The sequence below is a fragment of the Nostoc sp. DedQUE08 genome (assembly GCF_034530895.1).
In the GTDB taxonomy this organism is placed as follows: Bacteria; Cyanobacteriota; Cyanobacteriia; order Cyanobacteriales; family Nostocaceae; genus Nostoc.
In genome coordinates, this window is sequence record NZ_JAVRCD010000025.1 from 85721 (window position 1) to 107955 (window position 22235).

21 protein-coding genes, 1 tRNA gene, 3 pseudogenes and 1 other annotated feature are annotated in these 22235 nt (G+C 42.0%); of the genes and pseudogenes, 15 read left to right on the forward strand and 10 right to left on the reverse strand.

Annotated features, from left to right (window positions below; genetic code table 11):
- Window positions 1-180: 180 nt before the first annotated feature.
- The 5 genes from RMY64_RS18135 to RMY64_RS18155 all read left to right on the forward strand — a co-directional run bounded on the left by RMY64_RS18135 (window position 181) and on the right by RMY64_RS18155 (window position 3719).
- Window positions 181-381 (forward strand): hypothetical protein, encoded by a 201-nt coding sequence (locus RMY64_RS18135; protein ID WP_099100993.1) that lies wholly within the window; start codon window positions 181-183, stop codon window positions 379-381.
- A gap of 472 nt (window positions 382-853) precedes the next feature.
- On the forward strand, window positions 854-1576 hold the full coding sequence (locus RMY64_RS18140) for a hypothetical protein (RefSeq protein ID WP_322700766.1): 723 nt from the start codon (window positions 854-856) through the stop codon (window positions 1574-1576).
- 32 nt (window positions 1577-1608) lie between these two features.
- Window positions 1609-1677 (forward strand) — tRNA-Phe (locus tag RMY64_RS18145).
- Between the two features lie 113 nt (window positions 1678-1790).
- Window positions 1791-1970, forward strand: a complete 180-nt coding sequence (locus tag RMY64_RS18150) for a hypothetical protein (protein WP_322670160.1) — start codon at window positions 1791-1793, stop codon at window positions 1968-1970.
- 315 nt (window positions 1971-2285) lie between these two features.
- A complete protein-coding gene (locus RMY64_RS18155; RefSeq protein ID WP_322700767.1) occupies window positions 2286-3719 on the forward strand; it encodes a vWA domain-containing protein in 1434 nt (477 codons plus the stop codon).
- Window positions 3720-3890: 171 nt separating this feature from the next.
- Here the strand turns inward: RMY64_RS18155 and RMY64_RS18160 are convergent, their stop codons facing one another.
- Window positions 3891-4295, reverse strand: coding sequence for a biopolymer transporter ExbD (locus tag RMY64_RS18160; protein WP_322700768.1), 405 nt, complete (start codon window positions 4293-4295; stop codon window positions 3891-3893).
- Window positions 4255-4945 (reverse strand): annotated as a pseudogene (locus RMY64_RS18165) (MotA/TolQ/ExbB proton channel family protein). The gene RMY64_RS18160 and the pseudogene RMY64_RS18165 overlap by 41 nt, the downstream one beginning before the upstream one ends.
- 629 nt (window positions 4946-5574) lie before the next feature.
- Here RMY64_RS18165 and RMY64_RS18170 point away from each other — a divergent pair.
- Both RMY64_RS18170 and RMY64_RS18175 read left to right on the forward strand, forming a co-directional pair.
- Window positions 5575-5955, forward strand: coding sequence for a hypothetical protein (locus RMY64_RS18170; protein ID WP_322700769.1), 381 nt, complete (start codon window positions 5575-5577; stop codon window positions 5953-5955).
- Window positions 5956-6235: 280 nt separating this feature from the next.
- Window positions 6236-6901, forward strand: coding sequence for a 2OG-Fe(II) oxygenase (locus tag RMY64_RS18175; RefSeq protein ID WP_322700770.1), 666 nt, complete (start codon window positions 6236-6238; stop codon window positions 6899-6901).
- A 357-nt stretch (window positions 6902-7258) separates the two neighbouring features.
- Window positions 7259-7314: a sequence feature (23S ribosomal RNA rRNA prediction is too short), on the forward strand.
- A 108-nt stretch (window positions 7315-7422) separates the two neighbouring features.
- Here the strand turns inward: RMY64_RS18175 and RMY64_RS18180 are convergent.
- Window positions 7423-7803: a hypothetical protein gene (locus RMY64_RS18180; RefSeq protein WP_322670155.1), complete on the reverse strand. Its 381-nt coding sequence runs from the start codon at window positions 7801-7803 to the stop codon at window positions 7423-7425.
- A 226-nt stretch (window positions 7804-8029) separates the two neighbouring features.
- Window positions 8030-8155: a hypothetical protein gene (locus RMY64_RS18185; RefSeq protein ID WP_322670154.1), complete on the reverse strand. Its 126-nt coding sequence runs from the start codon at window positions 8153-8155 to the stop codon at window positions 8030-8032.
- A gap of 471 nt (window positions 8156-8626) precedes the next feature.
- On the opposite strand from RMY64_RS18185, the gene RMY64_RS18190 reads away from it, so the two are divergent.
- The 4 genes from RMY64_RS18190 (at window position 8627) to RMY64_RS18205 (ending at window position 12549) form a co-directional block, all read left to right on the forward strand.
- Complete coding sequence (locus RMY64_RS18190) at window positions 8627-8983, forward strand: hypothetical protein (RefSeq protein WP_322670153.1); 357 nt, start codon at window positions 8627-8629, stop codon at window positions 8981-8983.
- Window positions 8984-9086: 103 nt separating this feature from the next.
- Entirely contained in the window at window positions 9087-10109 is a 1023-nt protein-coding gene (locus RMY64_RS18195) for a spore photoproduct lyase family protein (RefSeq protein ID WP_322700778.1), read from the forward strand.
- A 306-nt stretch (window positions 10110-10415) separates the two neighbouring features.
- A complete protein-coding gene (locus RMY64_RS18200; protein WP_322700771.1) occupies window positions 10416-11897 on the forward strand; it encodes a site-2 protease family protein in 1482 nt (493 codons plus the stop codon).
- Between the two features lie 52 nt (window positions 11898-11949).
- Entirely contained in the window at window positions 11950-12549 is a 600-nt protein-coding gene (locus RMY64_RS18205; RefSeq protein WP_322700772.1) for a hypothetical protein, read from the forward strand.
- Window positions 12550-12700: 151 nt separating this feature from the next.
- On the opposite strand, the gene RMY64_RS18210 is transcribed toward RMY64_RS18205, so the two are convergent.
- From RMY64_RS18210 to RMY64_RS18220, 3 genes and pseudogenes are all read right to left on the reverse strand, one after another.
- Window positions 12701-13960: a glycoside hydrolase family 10 protein gene (locus RMY64_RS18210; protein ID WP_322700779.1), complete on the reverse strand. Its 1260-nt coding sequence runs from the start codon at window positions 13958-13960 to the stop codon at window positions 12701-12703.
- A 53-nt stretch (window positions 13961-14013) separates the two neighbouring features.
- Window positions 14014-14331: pseudogene (locus RMY64_RS18215) on the reverse strand (nitrogenase component 1); the annotation flags it as partial.
- 123 nt (window positions 14332-14454) lie between these two features.
- Window positions 14455-14667: a hypothetical protein gene (locus RMY64_RS18220; protein WP_322700773.1), complete on the reverse strand. Its 213-nt coding sequence runs from the start codon at window positions 14665-14667 to the stop codon at window positions 14455-14457.
- Between the two features lie 515 nt (window positions 14668-15182).
- Between RMY64_RS18220 and RMY64_RS18225 the strand changes: the two genes are divergently transcribed.
- Window positions 15183-15824, forward strand: coding sequence for a hypothetical protein (locus RMY64_RS18225; protein WP_292856419.1), 642 nt, complete (start codon window positions 15183-15185; stop codon window positions 15822-15824).
- Window positions 15825-15834: 10 nt separating this feature from the next.
- On the forward strand, window positions 15835-16647 hold the full coding sequence (locus RMY64_RS18230) for a pentapeptide repeat-containing protein (protein ID WP_322700774.1): 813 nt from the start codon (window positions 15835-15837) through the stop codon (window positions 16645-16647).
- A 136-nt stretch (window positions 16648-16783) separates the two neighbouring features.
- Here the strand turns inward: RMY64_RS18230 and RMY64_RS18235 are convergent, their stop codons facing one another.
- A complete protein-coding gene (locus RMY64_RS18235) occupies window positions 16784-18235 on the reverse strand; it encodes an MFS transporter (RefSeq protein WP_322700775.1) in 1452 nt (483 codons plus the stop codon).
- A 76-nt stretch (window positions 18236-18311) separates the two neighbouring features.
- Between RMY64_RS18235 and RMY64_RS18240 the strand changes: the two genes are divergently transcribed.
- On the forward strand, window positions 18312-18833 hold the full coding sequence (locus RMY64_RS18240) for a phosphoribosyltransferase (protein WP_322670146.1): 522 nt from the start codon (window positions 18312-18314) through the stop codon (window positions 18831-18833).
- Between the two features lie 524 nt (window positions 18834-19357).
- Here RMY64_RS18240 and RMY64_RS18245 read toward each other — a convergent pair.
- Window positions 19358-20539 carry a DUF1822 family protein gene (locus RMY64_RS18245; RefSeq protein WP_322700776.1) on the reverse strand — a complete coding sequence of 394 codons (1182 nt, stop codon included), beginning with the start codon at window positions 20537-20539 and terminating at the stop codon, window positions 19358-19360.
- A gap of 7 nt (window positions 20540-20546) precedes the next feature.
- Entirely contained in the window at window positions 20547-21752 is a 1206-nt protein-coding gene (locus tag RMY64_RS18250) for a sigma-70 family RNA polymerase sigma factor (protein ID WP_322670144.1), read from the reverse strand.
- 81 nt (window positions 21753-21833) lie between these two features.
- On the opposite strand from RMY64_RS18250, the pseudogene RMY64_RS18255 reads away from it, so the two are divergent.
- Window positions 21834-21919: pseudogene (locus tag RMY64_RS18255) on the forward strand (IS5/IS1182 family transposase); the annotation flags it as partial.
- Between the last annotated feature and the right edge of the window lie 316 nt (window positions 21920-22235).

A 22235-nucleotide genomic window follows, 5' to 3' on the forward strand; every position in this document is an offset into this window, starting at 1 on the left:
TAGCTCAATAGTAGAGCGATCGTCTCTAAAACGATAAGTTGCAGGTGCGATTCCTGCGGTGTAACCACAGCTTTTTCGACTCGCACGAGGTGTGAGTGTAACTCTCACAGGGAGGGTATCGGTTCAATCCCGATCAGATCCACTAATATCAATTCGTAATTAAAACAAGAGGTGATTGTAATGGTTCATATTCGATTTGAAGGACGTTCTGTTGATGTGCCAAAAACACAATTGGGAATTGCAGCAGGGATGAACGATCTGGCAGTGAAGGAGCGCGTTGCTCGGCATTTAGATGTGAATAGCGATCGCCTTTCTGCTTACGTAATCGATCGCCGTCCTAGTGGCGATCTGATTGTTCGTCCGGAAGCTGTCTATGGTTAAATTTCCGAGTCATCCGTGCCCTAACAGAAGAAGCATACATACACATTCATAACGGCCCTAAGGTAGTAAAGTTCGAGCGATCGGACTAAGCGAAGCATGATTTCTAAGTCTCTCGCAGATTTAGCGTGCGTGCCCACTGCCAATATTTGGTAAGAGCGGCCGTAGCTGTAAAAAGCTTTTTGAACTTGCACGGAATGATTTAAGACTCAATTCTGCGCCCTAACTTGTGAAGTCTACACACACTCCGGCAACGGAATGCAGGTTCGATTCCTGCCGCTCCCGCTAATGGGAGCGTAGCCAAACTGGTAAAGGCAATCGTGAAAACTGCTTTGCTAACTTGCGCGGAATTTCAATTATTTAAATCGTATTTATCTATAACCTTTACTCAATACGGAGGTGAGTTCAATGATGTTAGCTAACTCATGTTTAATAACAACTCAATTAGCACAATTGCATTTAAAGAATGTGAGATATGAGCGAACATCGTTTGAGCGAGATTGTAATTGAGCGTCCTCGCGGTGGGAGGAGAATTAGCCTCAAAAAGGTGACTGGCTTTAAGAAGCAATTATACAAAATCACCCAGGATGCAATTCAGGATGGATTGTTGAATTCTTACCTGATTAAACCAATAAATAAATCTAAGTATCTTTCAGATCATCTCGGCCCTCTGCGTAGATTTTTACGCTCAAAAGTCGGACAGCCTTGGAATGACGTTTACAGTCAACTGTGTCAACGACTAGATCCCAATACAATGGCAGGACAGCATGTTATCGATCATGTGTGGGACTACGTTGAACGGCATGTGGAAATAATTGATGGTGGTTTTTATAGCAAGCCTTATCAAGGGTATCGAAATCAGCTAGATGTAAGCCATCGCGATCGCTTCTATATCCATCCTGAAACTGGAATTCTTTGTGCAGCCGAGAAAATACCTCGAAAGCAGAAGCAAAAGCAGGAACAAACTGATATTGTCATCATTGATAATTATCATCAATACCAGAAGCTAAACGAAATTTGGTATTTAATTACCTTTGAAGATTTGCCATCGCCACCCATTCATTATGTGAGGGATGCTGTCAAAGGTATAATTCATCATTCTGTGGCATATACAGGTCGAATGATTTACGCTGTTAAGAAACAGCAGTGTAACAAGAAAGAAATTCGATTTATTTTAAATCAACTTTCTAAAACCTAAAATTTTCACTTCGTGCCCTAACTGAAAAAGCTTACATACTAGCCGAATGGTAAGGCACTTGACTGAAGATCGAGCAACTACGGGTTCAAATCCCGTGTGTGAATCAACAGCTTTTTCGACTTGCACGAAGCGATTTTATTTCATTTAAATATGGAGGTGAGAACGATGAAAAAGATTAATTCTTTCAACATCGAGCCTGAAGATTTCGACGAATTTGACGATTTCTGCTTTTGAACCATCGAGCAAACGTCGTCGTGGCTACCCATCTGAAAAAGCTGTTAAACGTGGCGATCGCCTTGTTCATGGCGACAAGGAACTACAAGAAAAACTTGGTAACAATGACCTTTGTCTTTGTGGTTCTGGTCGCTGCTTTCAAAAAGTGCTGTCGCAATAGCGGCAGATATGATGGCAGCTTACGCAGCTACTACTTTTAGGGAGTAAGAGCAAATTCGATAATTTTCCGCTCATTACCCAGTCCCCAATCCCTAATCCCCAGTCCCTTTTACTTGGCAGTTGTTGCCGCGCCCCGATCGCAGAAGCTTACATAACTCTGCATAAGTTATATCCAATGCTTCTACAACTTGCGCGGTGACTTTATCGCCCCGCGTGCAACATCTGCCTCCTTCAATTTTAGATTTTAGATTTTGGATTTTTGATTGCAATCCAAAATCGTAAATCCAAAATCCAAAATTCTTAAAGGAGGTTCATAATGAACACCGCAGAACGCGATCTGCGTTTGGAAATGCTCAACAGTTTGCTCACAACTCCTCACCGCAAGCTTGAGCAAGTCGCAGAAATTCATCAGTTAATTGTTGAACTCGATCCCATCTTCTACGGACACTTGGCAGTTTGGTATCAGCGTTATGGTGATGTCCGCGACCACAAGGAGGTGTTTGTTGCTCATTTGTTAACTAGCAATTTGACTGAACACCGAGATGCTGGATTTATGATGCTGCAAGAATTTCCTCCCTATCAAGTGGCTCGTGTGGTGGACTTCATGAAGGAGCAGCAGAATAAACTGCCTCGTTCCGCTCGGACTGCGGTACGGCGTTACCTAAAAGCACGGGAGAACAATCCGGCTCTGTTCGATCGCGCTGCGCTCAGAGGTCGTAAAGCAATGAAGCACTTATACGCTTCACTGCACATCAAGCCAAATGAGCGGGCAAATGCGATTCTATTTGGCGATACTCCTCCAGAGGGTTCCTTGGCAAATGTGCTGAAGCAGCTTCCTAAGGCAGAAAATGCCGCAGAACAGGCACGGCTGATTGTGGAGTTCAAAATTCCATACACGATCGCAGTTGGTGCAATCAAGCAACTTACACCAGTTGTCTTGGTGGCGTTAATCAACAGCATGTCTCCACAAGAAGCGATCAACAACCTCAAGTCTCTCCAGACTAGAGGTGCAATGGATCATCCAGAAGTCAAGAAGTTGATTGATTCCAAACTAGAAGCAGCGTCTAAGAGTGGGCGTGTCTCAGCATTCAAAGCACAGGTTGCCGCAGACGTAGGAGATTTTGACGCAGACACGGTTGCTCAACTGGAAAAGGTGACAAACGAACAGGTAAAGCGGCGTGGTGCGATCGCTCGTCCAACTGCTTTACTAGTGGACAAGTCTGGTTCAATGGAAAATGCGATCGCGATCGGTAAGCAACTCGCTGCCCTAATTTCTGGTATCACTAAGGCAGAACTGTTTGTCTACGCCTTCGATACCATTCCTTACGCTGTTACAGCAAAGGGCAAGGAGTTGAGCGATTGGGAGCGTGCCTTCCAGCACATCAAGGCAGGCGGTGGTACTAGCATCGGCTGTGCATTGGAAGCAATGCGGAAGAAAAAGCAGGTAGTTGACCAGATAATTTTGGTGACGGATGAGGGCGAAAATGCGGCTCCTTACTTTGGTGAAGTTTACAAGAACTACTGCCGGGAGTTGGCGATAATGCCCAATGTGGTGATTGTCCGTGTGGGTACTCATTACAACTGGGTGGAGAGTCAATTGAAGCAGCAGCAAGCACCTGTAGATACGTTCACCTTTGCGGGTGACTACTACAGTTTGCCGAACATCGTCCCACTCCTGACGCGCCCCTCTCGCCTGGATTTGCTAATGGAGATTTTGGATATGCCGTTGCCTGTGCGGGATGATAAGTAGGTTCTAAAGTATGACAATGCTTATTATCATAAATAGTAAGCATTGAATTTTTTCAATGTTACCTACTTGTACTTTTTTCGAGCCAAGCAACTAAATAAGAAATATTTGAAAACTCGAAAAACTCTTCTCAGTTTGAGTTTACCTGTTGGGATTTTGGCAACACAAAGAGCTTTATTGCCTTTGAGTCGCGATCGCCAGCTTTGTACCAGGAACTTTTCGCACCTTATCCATTACACTTACCGTCAGCCCCATATATGCTTTTTCATCGGCATTAATCACTACTAATACATTTTGATTACTGCCAACTAAAGTACGTATTTTTTCTGTCAAAGCATCAAAAGTAGTTGGTTGGCGATTTAAGCTTACTTGTCCTTGTGAATCGATCGTAATTGTAATTTTCTGTGGGGTTTGTGATTGTTGTCCAGTGCTAGCTTTAGGTAAATTTACTGGCAGCCCTTCGAAATTAGTTAAAAACAAAGTCGAGATAACAAAAAACGTCAAAAGAGTGAAAACTACATCAAGTAATGGCACAATGTTAATTTGTGCCGGAATATTCGGTTCTTTGGGTAACTTCATAAGCTTTTTCTGTTGGTTGAAAACGACGAAGGTAGATTAGTTCTAAGTGTCCGCCATACTCCTCAATACGTTCTATTTCACGCTGGTATAAGCCTCGAAAAATACTGGCAAATGTGAGTGTCATAATACCTACTAACAATCCGAATGAAGTAGCTATTAAATCTTCACTAATACCTGCCGTCAAACCAGCTTTATTGGTAGCACCAAGATTACCAATATTTAAAGATGCAAAAGTTGTCATCAACCCAAATATTGTTCCCTGAAGACCAAGTAAAGGTGCAAGTCCAACAATTGTGTCAAAAATATGATTAAAACGCTTAAGTAACGACATCTCAACTTTGGCTTCAGTTTCCAATGCCAAACGAAACTCTTCTGGATTCGGGTTCTCAAGCTCTAAAGTAAAAATAAAAATGCGTGCTATGGGTAAATCAATATTTTTTCGTAGTTTTTCTATAGCCCCAACTACATTATTTAAACGGTACAAATTCAAAACATCTCGTGCTACATACACGCTGTTGACGATTATAAATTTTCCACCAAAAGATTGTACGCTCGGCAGCTAAGGCTAATGCCAAAATTGAGCAGAAGAGCAGAGGCCACATGACAGCACCGCCTGCTTCAAACAATTCACGTATTCCACCTAGTTCCATCTAGTCCCTTTAAATTTATGCAAATAACTCAAGAACAATTATCAATAAAATACCATACTGTTGAGATAATTTGTCAATATTTGTTCAAATTATACATATTCTAAAGTTCGGTGAAGTCTATAGAACTTATGCATTGACAAAGACAGCCAACTGTGAATTACCTCTCGTTACAAGGCTCTGCCTCTCCTCAAACAAGTAGGTAGTAGCCCACCTTGATTGCATTCCCAGGCACAGCCTGGGAACGAGGCAGGGTAGGACTTTTAGTTTAACAGGCTAACTCTTCACATAATAGTCAATGTGTAAAGTGCCTAAGTCCTAGAAACTGCCAAGTTTATGCATATATCTATAGGAATCATATTTGATTTTTGAACAAAATTAGGTATTGTAGGGTGTGTTAGAACACAGTTCGTAACGCACAAACCCTTGATGATGGTGCGTTACGCTGTCGCTAACACACCCTACTGGCTAGTGTTACATGATTCATCGGTCTGCAAAATCAGTTTTGTGAAGAAATGTTACATACAACCTTAGTCTTTGCATAAAAAAGAGATATCAATCGCATTAGTCGCTAGCAACTCAAAATTAGAAATTTTGTAGTTTGCAGACAAAACTTAGGAGAACATTTCTAAATGGCTGAAATTAATATCTACAAACTGGATTCCGAAATCTCGATGACCGATTTAGATGATAAAGAATGCAATGACATCATAGGTGGTTTAGCGACAGCTAACTTAGCAACATCTGAGTTTGGGATAGCTAACTTAGCAACATCTGATTTGGGGATAGCTAATTTAGGGATAGCTAACTTAGCAACATTTGATTTGGGGATAGCTAATTTAGGGATAGCTAACTTAGCAACATCTGATTTAGGGATAGCTAATTTAGGGATAGCTAACTTAGCAACATCTGATTTGGGGATAGCTAATTTAGGGATAGCTAACTTAGCAACATCTGATTTAGGGATAGCTAATTTAGGGATAGCAAAACTTGGTGTAGGTTCTGTACTATAACACTGATGAGAATGGTTCTACCGTTCCCCTTAATTGAGCCTCAATCTACATGAAATTAAAACTAACTTTTTTGTTGTAGTAAGGGGGCCTTTTACACTCGTTCAGGGCGAACACAAGGTTCGCCCACATATCAACATTAGTACTTAACATATCTTACGAAAAAGGTTAAGCCCAACAACCCCTCAGCGTCGATACAAAGCATACCCATTTCATCTTTTAGATAGCTAACCGCTAAACTCTGAATGCTCACATTTTTCTTGGAATAAGAATTAGTAAAGTTATGACCCAATCTACAGACTGCCCCCGTAAAATCACAATGCAGGCACCAGTTCTTTTCATCCCAAACGTTTTAGATGTTGATTTTTGTAAACACCTTATTCACATTTGGGAAACTCAAGGAAATCAAGATACTACTCACCTAATTAAAGAGAACGGAAAATGGAGTGAACGTATTGACTATAAACAAGCTGTTCGACGAAACCATTGTCTTAAAGAAGGAGAGACACTAGAGCGCCTTAAGCATTTCATTCGGAATCGGGTTCGCCCTGAAATTCAGAAAGCGTTTCACTTTCAAGTTACTCGATTTGAGGGTTTTAGTATTTTTGGCTACGAGGCAAGTAATGGTGGATACCTGGGTTTACATCGTGACAATTGTACAGAGAATACTGCTTACCGTCGCCTTTCTATGACCATTAACCTGAATGCAGGGGAATATGAAGGGGGATATCTAAGGTTTCCAGAGTACGGGACAGATTTATACCAGCCAGAAACAGGCTGTGCAGCAATATTTTCGAGTTCGCTACTCCATGAGGTTACAGACATTACAAAAGGACGACGCTTTGCGCTTGTGTCATTTTTCTTTAGTGAAAAAGAAGCTCAGTTGATTGAGGAGTACAACCGCAATGTCAGGGAGGCAGAGAGCCAAATGCAACCTGTTCCGGCTTGACTTTTCACGGGATGTGAAAAGGGGAGATTGGTTCGCAAATGATGTGACGCTGTTGGCGAATACGGAAACGCCTAGTGAGGTTAGTTAGTTTAGAAATAAAACGATTAACTTACATTCAGTAGATTGAAAACTTTTGTAATTTGACGAAATAATAAGGTTTTCAGCAGACGTTTCTGAGCTGATGATCGCGATCGCTCAACTCCAAAATCTCTCTTTTCATGTCTTCTAATTTTATGTAGTATATTGTATTATATTAATATACTGCGTGCCCCAACTCTTGGAGCCTACATACTAGTACGAGAGGAACGGTACACTGTCAAATACAGTGGGCGTGTGTGAACGGGGAGTACGAAGAACCTGGGAGGTAGGCTTAAAAGTAGCCATCCTTAAAAGAGTGTGTAACAACTCACCAGCGGAGTCCCTTTAGTAACTGAGAACACGCAATGCTCCACCAACTTGCACGCAGGAATTTTACTACTTTCTAAGTAGGAGGATATTGATTAACAAAATTAAAATTAACTTCAAGTCTTTGACTTTAATACTTCTATAGCTTTAAATCCTCCTATAGTCTGACCTAAAAATATCATAGGAACAATCAAGCCAAACGGTTTACCAGTTTGAATCATATTGAAAATGCCTGTTAACACATTTAGCGACATCAATCCTACTGCAATACCTAGTGCAATTTTTGATTTACGTTGTACAAAAAAACCTAGAACTAAATAGAGTAAACCAATAAATAAAGAACAAAAAACCAATATTAGATGATCGGGCAATCGACTACCAGCAACAAAGAATATTATGCTTAGAAAAATACTCAAAACTCCAATTGCGTAAACTGCACGGTAAGCAGATGCTAACTTTTTTCGGGATTCTGATATTTGTTGTATTTGGGTAGTCATTATTTTTCTATTTTTTGGGTTTACTGTCCGATAACTATGTTTTTTTATATACTTTAGTTTTAAGAATATCTTGAGTAATTATGCGTAAATAGAGATAATGATGACTGATATCATGTCCGCATAATTAGTTATGCTAACCACAGTCATTACACCCCACCCCCAACCCCTCCCCGCTTGCGGGGAGGGGAGACAAGGCGTAGCTTTGGCGGGGTGGGGTTCTTCGGGTTTAATAAGCAATCAAGCGGACATGATATGACATCCGTAAGCTAATCAACCAAATTGCGATCGCAGAAGCACAATTACATACCACCCAATTTCTCGCGCCCTGCGTCAAAGGTGGACGAGTTTGCACACGGGTAGCCGGAATGGTTTACACCTTCAGCCCAAAGCTTAGTAACATTTGAAGGTTGGGGCATCTTTCAGGCTGTGGATGAAAAAACAGCAACGGTTGTAGCGGTACCTTAAATCAATTCCACGATCGCAGCGATTACTGGACAGTCGATTGGACAACCGCTGATGGTGTTTGCCATAGTAGTGCGATCGCTAAAACTGATTTAACTGTTGTCAGTTCTGGCATTTGCCTAAGTGGACGCGATCGCAGATAAGGATATTAAATCAGAGCAAGATAAATATCCTGCCAGTGAAACCCCAGAACAAGTCCGAAAGCTGGTAGGAATAGTGTAATTGAAATAGAGATATCAAGCAGCAATTGGGAAAGGAAACTACTACAGTGAATTGGGTATAACCCGTATGGTCTATGGCTTTAAGTCACTTCCCTATATTTTACAATATAAGTAAGACATAAAAATAACGCTTCAATTATATGAAAATACTCTCATCAGAACTAGTTCATTTGGGATTTGGCAAATATGTGCGTTCTGACCAAGTAACAGCAGTTATACCAATAGAAGAAGAACGAGGGCCTGGGCGACGAACCTTTGTTCACGTTCAAGGGCAAAACGATCCAATTATCGCCTCTCGCGCTGAAGATACCATCGTGCGTGATTTAGTACAAGAACCACGCGAAATTACTCAAGCCCGTCAACAGCAGGAAATTCTTCAAGATTTATTGGTTAATTTAGCTAATGTTAATTCGACTGTGCGCCGAATTAACCGTGATGAAGGCAGTTTGGATCTTGATTTGTTAGAGCGACGAATTAAGCAAGTCCTGGAAAATTAATTGCAGAAATCAGCAAACTAAATAACGGAGAAAGATATTGCTGAATACCATTACAGACCAAGTTTCAGTATCAGATACACAAACAAGATCGCCAAGGTTGTGGATACCTGAACGGGTACTGTTTACACCTGCTGCCCTAGATGAGGATTGGGGGCAGCAGATTCTTAAACGTGTGCAGTCACTCAACTTACCAATAGAAGAACTATCACAGAACCGCCTGAAGGGTCTGCGCGGTGAATCTGAGCGGGATACTTACAACATCGCCAAGCGTACCTTAGCAGTGGTTGCTGCACCACCCAGTTCTTTTAAACTGAGTCCGATCCCACCTTCTGCGGATTGGCAGTTTCACCTTGCCGAGGGTTGTCCGGCTCATTGTCAATACTGCTACCTAGCGGGTAGCTTGTCGGGGCCACCTGTCATCCGCGTTTTTGCTAACTTACCGCAGATATTAAAGAATTTAGCTAACTACGAACAACAGGGGAAAACCACAAGTTTTGAAGTTAGCTGTTATACAGACCCATTGGGTATTGAGCATTTAACTGGAAGTCTTGCTGAATGTATCCGTTACTTTGGCACTCGTCCTAATGCACATCTACGTTGGGTATCGAAGTTTGATGCTGTGGATGGATTACTCGATTTACCACACAATGGGCATACTCGCTGTCGGATGAGCGTTAATGCCGCACCGATTTCTGGTAAGTTTGAAGGTGGCACGGCATCCGTAGCATCCAGATTGAATGCATTGCGACGGTTGGCGCTACCACAAGAGCGTGGCGGTGGCGGTTATCCAGTAGGCTTGGTTATTGCGCCAATTATGCCGATAGACGATTGGCAAATGCACTATAGTCGTTTGTTTGAGCAGATAAACGAGGCACTGGATTTTGACTGTAACCTTACCTTTGAGTTAATCTCGCATCGGTTCACACCTGGGTCAAAAGAAGTGTTACAAACTTGGTATCCGCAATCAAAATTAGAGATGGATGAGGCAAAACGCAGTGTCAAGCGTAATAAGTTTGGCGGGACGAAGTACGTTTATGAGAAAGACACAATGAAGGCGTTACGTAGCTTTTTTGAGAGTGAGATTAGTAAACGCTTTCCAAATGCTGAAATTCTTTATTGGACTTAGAAGAATACTTCGCTCATATAAAGTTTAAGCAAATTAATTATTGGACGAGAGAGCGATCGCTATATGATGCGATCGCTCTTTGTGGTCTGTCCCATTAATTTTGATGGGTTTGTAGTAAGCACAAAGCGTGCTTAAAAATCTAGGACTAAAGTCCTGACTACAAACTTTTTTACCCGTTGCCTGGGTTTGGCTACGCCCACGCAAAGCGGGATAATTTGGGCAGATTACAGGCGGCGTTATACATTATTAAGTGTATCTGCAATACCGGACTTGTTCTGGCTTAGTCTCAATAGCAAAGGTTTGGAGATGTTTACTTTATCAGAAACTTCTATCCTGGCGGCAATCCTACTGGTAGCTTTAGGCATTTTGGGCTGGGGCTTTTATCGCGCCAGACCTTTTGGTAAACTGGGAATCTTAGCCTGGTTACAGTCGGTGGTGTTGATGACTCCCTGGCTCCTGTTTTTTGGATTGTTTGCCGCAGGGATTTACATTAATATAGCGGGTATATTGTTCTTAGTAGTAACTTCCGCCGGATTGTACGTCTACTTGGGCAGACAGTTACGCCAAGCTGGGCAAGATACCATCCTCAAGCAACGCGCTACAGAAAGACTCGCTGCTGCTTCCTCACTTGAAGCAAATTCCCCACAACCAAAAGTAGCAGAACTGAAACCGGAGATCCCACCGATACCAGAAGAAGACTTAAATGCAGTTAAAGGTATTTTCGGTATCGATACATTTTTTGCTACAGAAACGATCGCCTACCAAGATGGAGCCATTTTTAAAGGCAATCTACGGGGAGAACCAGAAGAGACTCACAACCGTCTAACTGCAAGTTTACAACAACGCCTTGGCGATAAATATCGTCTGTTTTTAGTGGAAAATACAGACGGTAGACCTGTGGTAATTGTCCTACCGAGCCGCAACGATCCCCGGCCGATGTTGTTATCGCAAAAAGCCTTTGCAGGTGTTCTGTTGATAGCAACCATTGCCACAAGTTTAGAAGCTGCGGGATTACTACTGAATTTTGATTTTTTTGGCAATCCAGGGCGGTTTCAAGAAGCTTTGCCCATAGGCGCTGGAATCTTTTCGATTTTACTAGCTCACGAAATTGGTCATTGGTTACTTGCCCAGCGTCACCAAATTCGCCTTAGCTGGCCCTTTTTTCTCCCCGCAGTGCAAATTGGCTCCTTTGGTGCAATTACCCGCTTTGAGTCTCTGTTGCCCAACCGCAAGGTATTATTTGATATTGCCTTGGCAGGGCCAGCTGCAGGTGGTATTGTCTCTTTGTTAATGCTGGTGACAGGCTTGCTGCTTTCTCATCCAGGTAGTTTATTTCAATTGCCCAATCAGTTTTTCCAAGGGTCGATTTTGGTGGGAAGCTTGGCGCGAGTTGTCCTTGGTTCGGCATTGCAGTCATCCTTGGTAAGCGTTCATCCCCTAGTAGTGATTGGTTGGCTGGGGTTAGTAATTAACGCTTTGAATTTGATGCCAGCAGGACAACTAGATGGTGGGCGAATTATTCAGGCGATTTATGGACGCAAAACCGCAGGACGAGCAACGATCGCAACTTTAATTTTACTAGCGCTAGTGTCTCTCGGTAATACTCTTGCCATGTATTGGGCGATCGTAATTTTCTTTTTACAACGGGATCAAGAACGCCCAAGCTTGAATGAAATTACTGAACCCGATGATGCTAGAGCCGCTTTGGGTCTTTTGGCTCTATTCTTGATGATTACCACGCTTCTACCTCTTACTCCTGGCTTGGCTGGGCGTTTGGGAATAGGATAGTGCTGAATTAGGAGTACAGACGCGATTAATCGCGTCTGTAAAGGAGTTAGGAGTGAAGCACATACCATACTTAGAAAAATTAAACGCAATTCGTAATTCTAGTAATCAATTTATTTACCTTTCTCTAAAGTTATTAGTTTTTAGCATTATTCTGCTAAGTTTCCTTATTGGTGGGTGTGAGAAGGAAGATGAAAATAAGGCGCTGGATGAAAAAATATCAAGACTGGAGAGAGAAGCAGAAAAAAATATTATATCTAAAGTTCAGACTCAGAATAACTACTTCTTAAAGCACAAAACCTTTTTAAAACCTCCTGACGAACCAGCAACTAAATATGGCTCATTTCCACCAATTTTGGGAACACAAAGATGCTATCGGTACTATACTGAAACAGATACTAAAGTTTTCTCTCAGACAACTATTGATGCTGTTTATAGCTATGCCGTTCAAGACGACTGTGCTGGTATGTTTGGTTTTGAACTTAGGTCGTATGTTGGAGCGGTCTTTGCTGTTCGCATGAATGGGGACAAGCAACTTAAAATGATAAGTATTGTCTGTCGAAACAAAGAAAGTTATGAGCTACCCTCTCAACCAGAATATATAAATAGTGTAGTAAAATGCCCCGCCAAAGCAATACAAGTATTACCAATTTAACTAACTCTGAAATTAAAAAATACAGGTATTCTCCAATCAGTTGCTTTTTGACTAAAAAACTTAGTTCCTTTCAAGACAAATTCTTAAGTGATTGTCGGTGAACCTTCACTTAAAATTAAGCGATATGTTCACCGATAGCTTGTTAGGAAAATTAACCGAACGGTTTCCAGCCTGCTAGCAAATTCGGGTAAGCTGTTGGTGTGGGAAAAATTTTCTGGAAGCCAGTTTGACGCTCTTGGGGCTTTTCTTTGCTCATATTCCAGAGGGTTTCATAGAAAAAGAAAGAAACTCCAGCAAAATTGCGATCGCGTACTTTTTGCACTTGTGTCTGAATCTGCTGCATTGGTATAGATCGGTTTTTCAACCCAGCCAAAATGCCTACACTCACTGGAATATGACTCTTGGCTGCTTTCACTTCTGGATACTCTAATTCGCTGATAAAAACATTCAAGTCATCACGATATATCTGCAAAACTAAGTCTTCGACGATTCCTAGCCGTTCCCACTTCTGCCAGTCTGCTAAAAAGAAATCGTAGGAAAGACGCTGAGGATTAGGAGCAACGGAAACCAGGCAATTTTTTTTAGTAGCTTTGATAGCTGTAAATACTCGCTTCATAAACTCGGTGATTTTATTAGCTCTCCAGCGTATCCATTCTGGATCTTTGAAGTTTTTGGAGGGAGCTTTCCCACCGTGTTCTTTTTTGTAAAGTGCTACTGTATAAGCATCGTATCCTAATTCTGATGGTAAACCAAAATGGTCATCAAATTGAATACCATCGATATTGTAGTTTCTAACAATTTCAACGATTAAATCTTGAATAAATTGTTGTACTTCTGGGCGAAAGGGATTAAGCCAAACGCGATTATGTGTCCCTTCTTTGACAATCCGAGTCCCATCGCTGCGACTGGTGAGCCATTGGGGACGATTTTTAGCTAATAGAGAATCCGCTGGTGCCATAAAGCCAAATTCAAACCAGGGAATCACTGTTAAGCCTTTTTGATGTCCCACATCGACAATTTCTTTGAGGATATCTCGCCCTTTGAGTCCGGGTGTGGGATCGAGCGATCGCCCGATAACTTTTTGGGCAACTTTACTAGGATACAATGTATATCCCCAATTCCAAACCGCCGGATATATGGTGTTAAAATTGAGTTCATCAAGGCGTTGCAAAGATCCCTTGAGGCGATCGCGCTCAAATAACACATCACTATCAATATTTGTTAACCACACTCCCCTTAACTCAGCTTTTGGCGTTGACGGCAGATTTATTTGAGCGTTCAATGGGAACGACAGAATCAGCGTCGCGATCGCACTCAAGGTAAGCATAACGATAAACAAAAGAGACTTTCTACTCTGGCGAATATTCCACCAAGAAGAAAACTCAACACACCACTCTACAAACCTTTTCATCATGATTTAAAATGTCTGTGTCAGTGAAGGAAACATTGGCATGATAAATAATATTAATGCTTAACCTTTGTTTCCTGCTCTAAAAACAGATTGCCAATATCAAATAAAAGTTGCATAGTACCTCGATAGCCAACTTTGCAGAACTGACCACTATCCAAGCGGTCAAAAATGGGAATCCCTTGACGATAGAGAGGAATTTTTAAACGTTAAGCGATCGCTACTCCATGAGAGTTGGTAATGAGTAAATCATACCCAACCGCCAATTGCTCAAAGTCTTCCAAATCGCCGATAGTAACGCTCTCGATCGGCAGTTTTTCGAGCAAAGGAAAGCGTGTTGTTGTCACTGCTGCGTGAATTTCAACTCCTAGCGATCGCATGACACGGATTTTGTTATCGAGTTGTCATTGGTATTTCCAAATCAATAGTGGCGTTTTGACGTCGATCCTGATTTGTAATAGCATGGAAGGCTATCGCAATATCATGAAAGCTGTTCCCTAATTTGCCGATCGCTTAAAACAGTTTGCCAATAGAGCTAAAATTACTCTCAGTTCTCCAATTGACAAAGGCATACCGTGGGTACTCAGCATAGATAATGTCTTACCAGAAGGAGACTTGCCCAGTACTTGATAGATATACCAGAAAAATCGCGATCGCCCCTTTTGCCAAACATTGGCGAGCGATCGCGCCGAAATCCCAAACCACGGCAAGGTGTTTAAGGACTTTGTATCTGCTTATTTACCTGATTGGGAGGATAAAGAAAAGAACTTACGGGCGTTTGTGAAAATACTTGTGGGGAATGGGGTTACGGGTAAAGGATAAAGGTATGGAGTTTTCCCTTACCCTTTAACATGAGTCCCTTTCCCCAACATCTTGGCATTTGTTACTTTTGCAAGATGTCTATTTATTGGTATCTAAATTCCTTGCGATTCCAGTTGGGAGATGTTGGGGAAATATTTGGGGTAAAACTGGGGTAATGTAAAAGGGTCAAGATGTTTACAAAGCAGCCGTGTTAAACAAAAATTATGTCGTCCGTTCAAAGTAGATTTTATCCCAAGACGACAATGGTCTTTTAAATAAGCATTAGCTTCTATAATTGCCATTTGACATACGGGTGTAGATCCGTTTAACAGATTTTGCGCTTTTTTATACCCTATATTGTCAAGTTAGGCACTTATATCTCGCATATAGATAACTTTTACCCTCACCACTGGAGAGCAAAATCTTGGGCATAGAATTACGCAGTTTCGTATTTCTCGACAGCCTGCAACCTCAACATGCAGCATATATGGGAACAGTAGCCCAAGGCTTCTTACCATTACCAGGAGATACATCACTGTGGATTGAAATATCTCCTGGTATCGAAATTAATAAAATTACGGATATCGCCCTAAAATCTGCCTCTGTCCGTCCGGGAGTACAGGTAGTGGAACGACTATATGGACTATTGGAAGTTCATTCTAGCTCCCAAGGCGAAACCAGAGCTGCTGGTCAAGCTATTTTGGCGGCACTGGGAGTCCGAAGAGAGGAATGTCTGAAACCGCGGGTTATTTCTAGTCAGATTATCCGCAACATCGATGCTTATCAAACCCAACTGATTAATCGCACGCGCCGAGGACAGCTACTACTAGCAGGTCAAACGCTGTATGTATTAGAAGTGGAGCCTGCTGCTTACGCCGCACTAGCTGCCAATGAAGCGGAAAAAGCAGCGAGGATTAACATTTTAGAAGTTCAAGCTGTAGGTAGTTTTGGACGGCTTTACTTAGGTGGACAAGAACAGGATATCCTAGCAGGAGCAGCAGGAGCATTAACGGCTATTGAAAGTGTCGCTGGTCGGGTAAATTCTCTGGGTGGGCGTCAGGAGTAAAAAAGAGAAAATGGCAAATCGAGAGCATCTAACTTTACTCAAAGCAGGTGCAGTTAAATGGATTGAATGGAGAAAGAAAAATCCCCAGATTGAACCAGACCTGAGCGCCGCGAATTTGCAAGGCGATAACCTCAGAGGTGCAAACCTCCAAGGGGTAAACTTGAGAAGAGTTGATTTGGGTAATGCTTTACTTGTACGGGCAAACCTCAGTGGTGCTGACCTCAGTAGTGCCAACCTTTATAAAGCCTTCTTGAATGAAGCTAACCTGAGTGCGGCTAACTTCAGTGTTGCTAACTTGAGTGGCGCTATACTTACGCAGGCAGATTTGAGTTATGCCAATTTGATTGGAGCTGACTTAAGCGGGGTGGATCTTAGAGGTGCTGCGATCGCATCTGCTAATCTAATTGGCACTGACTTAAAAAGCGCTAACTTGAGAGATGCCGATTTAGGTGCAGCGAAGTTGATTCGGGCTAACCTCACTTTTGCCAACCTGATTGAAGCTAATTTGATTGCAGCTGACCTCAGCGAGGCGAGTTTGTACCAAGCAGATGTTTTAGGGGCTTATCTTTACAAAGCTGACTTATACAAAGCTAATCTGACCAAGGCTCACCTCAGTGGTGCATACTTGTTGCGGGCTAACCTAAGTGAAGCTGATTTGAGTCAAGCTGACTTGAGTTGGACTAACCTTAGAGACGCGAATTTGGCAGGGGCGAATCTCAGAGGAACTAACCTTAGAGGAGCCGACATTCGGGGAGCTAACCTCAGCGGCGTAAATCTTCAAGAAACAATTATGCCTAATATCACTCGTTTTGTGCATTTTTAACTCAGAATTGGGTTTGGGGAAAAGGTTAATAGGTATTAGTCATTAGTCATTAGTCAAAAGTTAAAAATTCAAAATTCAAAATTCAAAATTCAAAATTCTTCCCCTGCCTCCTGCCCCCTACTCCCTTCCCCGCTCTTTAACTCCCCCTGTTCTCTTGCCTTTCTTTGAGTTTCAGCATAATTTGGGCGTGCATCTCGCGGGTAATTGGGTAAAAATACGTTAAAACTAAGCCAAAAATCAGACAAACTGTCGGTATGGGGCCAACAGCAACGCGAATAGCAAACAGTGCTGATTCCGGTTGGATGGGTAATGGACTTCCGGCTACAGATTCTTTGAAACCAGCTACTTGCAAAGCATTTCCCACTAAAAATAGTCCCAAAGCTAAACCAAATTTTTGCAGCAAAACCATGAAGCCATAAAAAATGCCTTCTCTGCGTTGTCCGGTTTGCAGTTCATCTAATTCAATCACATCTGGAATCATTGACCAGGGAATTAGATAAGCTGTTGATACACCAATACCTGCCATCACAGCCATCACATACATCAAAACTATTTGACCAGGCTGTAAGAAAAATAGTCCGGCTGCTGCTATAATCCACAAACTCATTCCCAGAAAATAAACAACTTTTTTGCCGATTTTTTTACTCAACGCTCCCCAGACAAATAGCATCACCAAAGCAGTTCCTTGGACTGCAATCATCACTGTGGGCACGTCTGATTCTTTAAGACCCATACAATTGACTACAAAATAGGGAATAATGCTGGCTGTTACTTGTACGCCTAGCCAAGAGCAAAGATATATACCAATAACAAATAAAAAAGGTCGGTTACTAAAGACAATTTGTAGCTGTTCAAAGAAGGGGAGAGATGCAGGTTCCTCGGTTTGGCTGCGTTTAGCCTCAAAAGCCAAAATGCGATCGCGGACTCCAAAAACGCACCAATATAATCCGAAAATCGAAATTACCGTACAAATGGCTGCTAAAACGAGATATTGTTGTTGGCGATCGCTAATTTGCGAAAAAACAATTTGCGTTAAAATCAACGATAAAATGCTGCCACCAATAGAAAATGTAAAGCGATAGCTGTTAAGGCTGGTGCGTTCGTCGTAATCTTGAGTCAGTTCTGGAGTCATCGCCGTATAGGGCAAATTCACAACTGTGTAAAACGCCTGAGATATCACCCCAATCGCTACGTAATACCAAAATAATGGCCAAATATTATCACTCTGATTTGCACTAAATCGCGGTACAATCCACTGCAAGAAGAAGAAAATTCCAAAGGGAATAGCCCCATAAAACATCCAAGGAAGACGACGACCCCAACGCCGAGATTTCGTTTTATCAGTCAGGAACCCGACAAACGGATCGTTTATGCCATCCCAGATTTTGCCAATCATCAAAATACTGCCAGCTAAACCCGCAGGGATACCAGCAACATTCGTGAAGAAAACCAGCAGAAAAAAGACGGAGATATTTGCAGTAATTGCTGGGCCTAAATCTCCTGCACCGTAAGCCAACTTTGTTTTTAAGTCGAGTTTTTCACTGAGAGGATCTCGTTTGGCATCGCCATCAGCAGCAGAATTATTCATAAAACTTTGCACTCATACTAAAATAAAAAGTCTGCAATCGCCTTCAATACTGCCATCTACCACTCCCGTTAGACTTATGCCAGACCTTTATGTTTCTTGGTCAGATTATCACCAAAAAATTGAACAACTGGCTATTCAGATTTATGAATCCGGTTGGGAATTTAACCAGATTATCTGTCTTGCCAGAGGAGGACTAAGAGTCGGAGATATTCTTTCCCGTATATACCAGCAGCCGCTAGCAATTTTAGCAACCTCATCTTATTACAATGGCACTGGTAAGCAAGAAAGAAGTAATTTAATTTTCTCCCGTCACTTGACAATGACTGCGGAAAAGTTAGGTTCGCGCATTCTCCTAGTGGATGACTTAGTAGACTCTGGGGTAACACTCCAGCAAACTATACCTTGGCTCAAACAAAATACTGATTTTCCCATTGAAGAAATTCGCACCGCCGTTCTTTGGTATAAAGCTTGTTCAGTTATAGCACCCAATTATTATGTTGATTATCTACCTGATAACCCCTGGATTCATCAACCTTTTGAACATTACGAGCAGATGAACCCCGCCGAACTTGCGGCTAAGGTAAGCCAACTGTGTTGATTATTGGACTAATTTAACGTGAGTTCGATGAACCTCTCCCGGACAACCTCCCTCTCCCACGGGGAAAGGGAGGAGCAACGAGAAATTAGGGTTTTGGCTCCCCTCTGGGTGTCCAAGAGGGGTTGGGGGAGAGGTCAAAAAAGGGCTTGTCGAACTCACGTTAATTTACTAAGATAGCGATCGCCTAGATAACCAGCAATGCTCACGATCCAGTGATCGCCTTCTTGAGGCAATATGACTCCACAGCGCCAGTTAGGGAGAGGTGTGATGATTGTCGAGAGATCGCCTTGGAGGTTTCCTGGTTTGCGGCGATAGATGCGCGTAGTATATTATATCCATGCGTACCTGTTCCTCTTGGAGCTTTTCATAGCCGAGTTTCTCTAGCCATACCGGACTAACAGGCACCAATCACAATGTAGTCATAGTGACATTAAGTCTGTTAAATTTTGAATCGAACTTAGTTCCTGTGTACTATCTCTGTCCGCTTTTTGTTGATGTGTGACAGTTGGGGTGCGGAAGGTGGGTTAAAAAAGTAAGATTTCGCGTTCAAAGTTTTCTGGGGTCGGTTCTATCTCCCAAACCAATCCTTCTTGAAGATCGCCCAGAGCTACATCAATGTAAAGCCTATCTACAGCAGTTTTTGCTTGTACTTGGTTTCCATCAAATGGTTGTAAATCTTCTGTCAAAAGTCTCAATTTAAATCCACTGGGAATCATCTCGCCTTTGCTTGCATTATGCAGTTCAATGCGCCATACTCTATCTTCAATATTAGTTTTAGGCTGTACGCGCAATTTGTATTGTTGTCCGGCAATGGTGACTTTTCGCACTAAAATTGGCAATGTTGATGGTTGCTGTGAACTCCTAGCTAATGCAAAATTTGACTGTGACTCGATACTCGCCCAGCCAAATTTCTGTGCAAAATCTGACACCCCAGTTTGCAACCATTGATTAATCGACCACTGTTGTTGTTGTCCCTGGCGTTGTTCATACAATCGCTGTCTCCAACCTCCATGTTCTAGGAGCGCTCCCCAAATTGAAAATGGTACTGCTAGCCGTGGTAAAATGACTTTAGGATTTCCTAGACGTTGAAGTAAGTTGTGTGCTTGCGCGAGGGCTAATTCTGCCAGTGGTACAGTTTCTTCAGCATGGGTCGCTTCTTCGGGACATAATTGACTTGCCATCCACAAGATATTGAGGTTAGAAATTAAATCCTCTCCATCCAAACAATAAGCGCGATCGCTTGCATCGTAACTACCCATACTTTTCAGTAGAGTATGGGTCGTATATCCCCAAATCCGTATACAACCCTCTTCCAAATTAACTTGTACCGCTAGATAATAATCTGCTGTCCAGGTAGGAATATCCACCCACTCCTGAGGAACGCGCAGTTCGCTTAAATCTGCTGCTTCAGATGGAATTAATACCAACCGTTTTTCTTCCAGGGAAATCGCTACGCCATCGACTACTTCCCAAACGCTGGGCAAAGCGGCAATATTAGGAAAAACAGCAGCATTGGGAGTATGTTCCGATCGTAGCCAAGGCAGAAAAGCATTCAAGCTCAAGCGGTTGAGATATGCCATCCAACGGCGATTACTCGTCGAAAACGCTTGATTTTGCTGCCAAAGTTTGGTTTGCTCGGTTTCAGGAATTTCTAACCACAAATGTGTAGAGTTTATTAAATTGATTGTGCCTGGATTAAACATCATGTTGATACTACTCCAACTTAGAGGAGGAAAGACTATAGTAAGCTTTTAACCATTCCTCTAAAACGGTGTTGATATAGTTAAGTATGAGTGAGTTTAGAGAAATATGCAGTGACTCTTTACTCCAGTTTGCCAGCTTGAGTAGTAACGAGTCTTTTGCTTTGGCGAGTTTACGAGAAATGGTATATTGCTTAATTCCCATCTGTTGGGCAATCTGCTGTTGAGTCAAATTCTGGCTATAGTAAAGTTTTATTATCTTTTGTGCCTCCTCATCCAGGTTGTCCAACGCTGCAATTAACACATTGCTGATTTGAGATTGCATTGACTGTCTCTCAAGCAATTCTTCTTGAGCAATGATTTCCGTCATTAAGGAGTCCTGCTTCAGTTGCGGTAATATATCTTGATACTCTCCAGAATCGTCATTCCCTCTAGGCGCATTCAGAGAAGCCATACTGGGGTAAAAATATTCTCGTACTGCTTTGGCACAAGCAACCAGCCATTTTTCTATCGTTTGCGGGTTGCACTCCATCCCTGGTTGGGAAAGTTGGGTGTGGTGTTCCGAATTGTAAAGCTGGGCGATCGCAATCCATGTAGAGTCATCTGGCTTTGACAGTTGGCGAGTACCTGTAGGGTGCTGTGGAGCATATAGTGCTTGGTAGCATTTCCAAGCTAATACGTAGCGTTGTATTGTCTCTCCACTCAGACCAACATTTTGTAAAGACTCCACCAGACGCTTTTGAGTCAGTTTCCGTAACAATCGCCAGTTAGTACTAATATCAATTTCATTGTGCGATCGCAGTATTTCCTTAATCTCGTTACTGAAAATTGCACTCGCATAATTATTCAAATTAAAACCCATGTTGGGTTTAAATCCTTTTAAAATTTTATCTACACTAGTTATGACCATTTGAAAGCAGTCAGATACTGTGTATTGAGTAGCAGAAAGATTAGTAATTATTTTGTAAGCCGCCCAATAACACGGTTCTTGTAAATAAGCCGAAAAATGTTCTCTTGCCAGACCTTCTGGTTGAATTTGCCACAATTTATACCAATAACATATCCAAAAATTCTCTGAATGTTCTGGCTGCGATAGACTTGCCTGACAATTAAGTAGATTTCGTCGTAGTTTAGGATCGATTGCCCAACCAATTATTCTGTCAGCATCTAATTGTAAAAAAGTTGTAAATAATTCATTGATACTTTTACGAGTACGCATAAAATAACTACTCATTCTTGCATAAGTCTTAAGTTATCAACTAAAAAGTCCTGGTTTATGTAATGGGTGATGAACTTTTGCCGTTGGATTGTGCAGGTGGTTCTGCGACCAGAAGAAGCCAAAGGCTTTGTTTTGCTTGAAAACGTTGGGTAGTCGAACAAACTTTCTGACTTTTCACGGTATGTGGAAAAGGTCATTTTGAGGGTTTCCAAGCCCTGATTTTTCTGTTAACCATTATCATTAGCTCAGAGCTATTGATAATTATCTTGTGGAAAAACCCACGCTTTTTCGGTGTTTGAAGACTTACCGTGAAAAGTCAGAACAAACTTTTGGTCGGCTGATGGGATATCAGCGATTAATCAGAGACGTGCGAGTTATTGCCCGAAACATCGGAGACTTTTATTTATCTTGCCATGATCCGCATTATATGAGGCTATTAGCATAATATTTTACCTCTAAAAAACTTTTCAAGCATCCTCTTAG

Coding starts and splice junctions, on each gene's coding strand:
- RMY64_RS18135 (WP_099100993.1), top strand. CDS start 181: ATGGTTCATATTCGATTTGAAGGACGTTCTGTTGATGTGCCAAAAACA.
- RMY64_RS18140 (WP_322700766.1), top strand. CDS start 854: ATGAGCGAACATCGTTTGAGCGAGATTGTAATTGAGCGTCCTCGCGGT.
- RMY64_RS18155 (WP_322700767.1), top strand. CDS start 2,286: ATGAACACCGCAGAACGCGATCTGCGTTTGGAAATGCTCAACAGTTTG.
- RMY64_RS18160 (WP_322700768.1), bottom strand. CDS start 4,295: ATGAAGTTACCCAAAGAACCGAATATTCCGGCACAAATTAACATTGTG.
- RMY64_RS18170 (WP_322700769.1), top strand. CDS start 5,575: ATGGCTGAAATTAATATCTACAAACTGGATTCCGAAATCTCGATGACC.
- RMY64_RS18175 (WP_322700770.1), top strand. CDS start 6,236: ATGACCCAATCTACAGACTGCCCCCGTAAAATCACAATGCAGGCACCA.
- RMY64_RS18180 (WP_322670155.1), bottom strand. CDS start 7,803: ATGACTACCCAAATACAACAAATATCAGAATCCCGAAAAAAGTTAGCA.
- RMY64_RS18190 (WP_322670153.1), top strand. CDS start 8,627: ATGAAAATACTCTCATCAGAACTAGTTCATTTGGGATTTGGCAAATAT.
- RMY64_RS18200 (WP_322700771.1), top strand. CDS start 10,416: ATGTTTACTTTATCAGAAACTTCTATCCTGGCGGCAATCCTACTGGTA.
- RMY64_RS18210 (WP_322700779.1), bottom strand. CDS start 13,960: ATGAAAAGGTTTGTAGAGTGGTGTGTTGAGTTTTCTTCTTGGTGGAAT.
- RMY64_RS18230 (WP_322700774.1), top strand. CDS start 15,835: ATGGCAAATCGAGAGCATCTAACTTTACTCAAAGCAGGTGCAGTTAAA.
- RMY64_RS18235 (WP_322700775.1), bottom strand. CDS start 18,235: ATGAATAATTCTGCTGCTGATGGCGATGCCAAACGAGATCCTCTCAGT.
- RMY64_RS18240 (WP_322670146.1), top strand. CDS start 18,312: ATGCCAGACCTTTATGTTTCTTGGTCAGATTATCACCAAAAAATTGAA.
- RMY64_RS18245 (WP_322700776.1), bottom strand. CDS start 20,539: ATGATGTTTAATCCAGGCACAATCAATTTAATAAACTCTACACATTTG.
- RMY64_RS18250 (WP_322670144.1), bottom strand. CDS start 21,752: ATGCGTACTCGTAAAAGTATCAATGAATTATTTACAACTTTTTTACAA.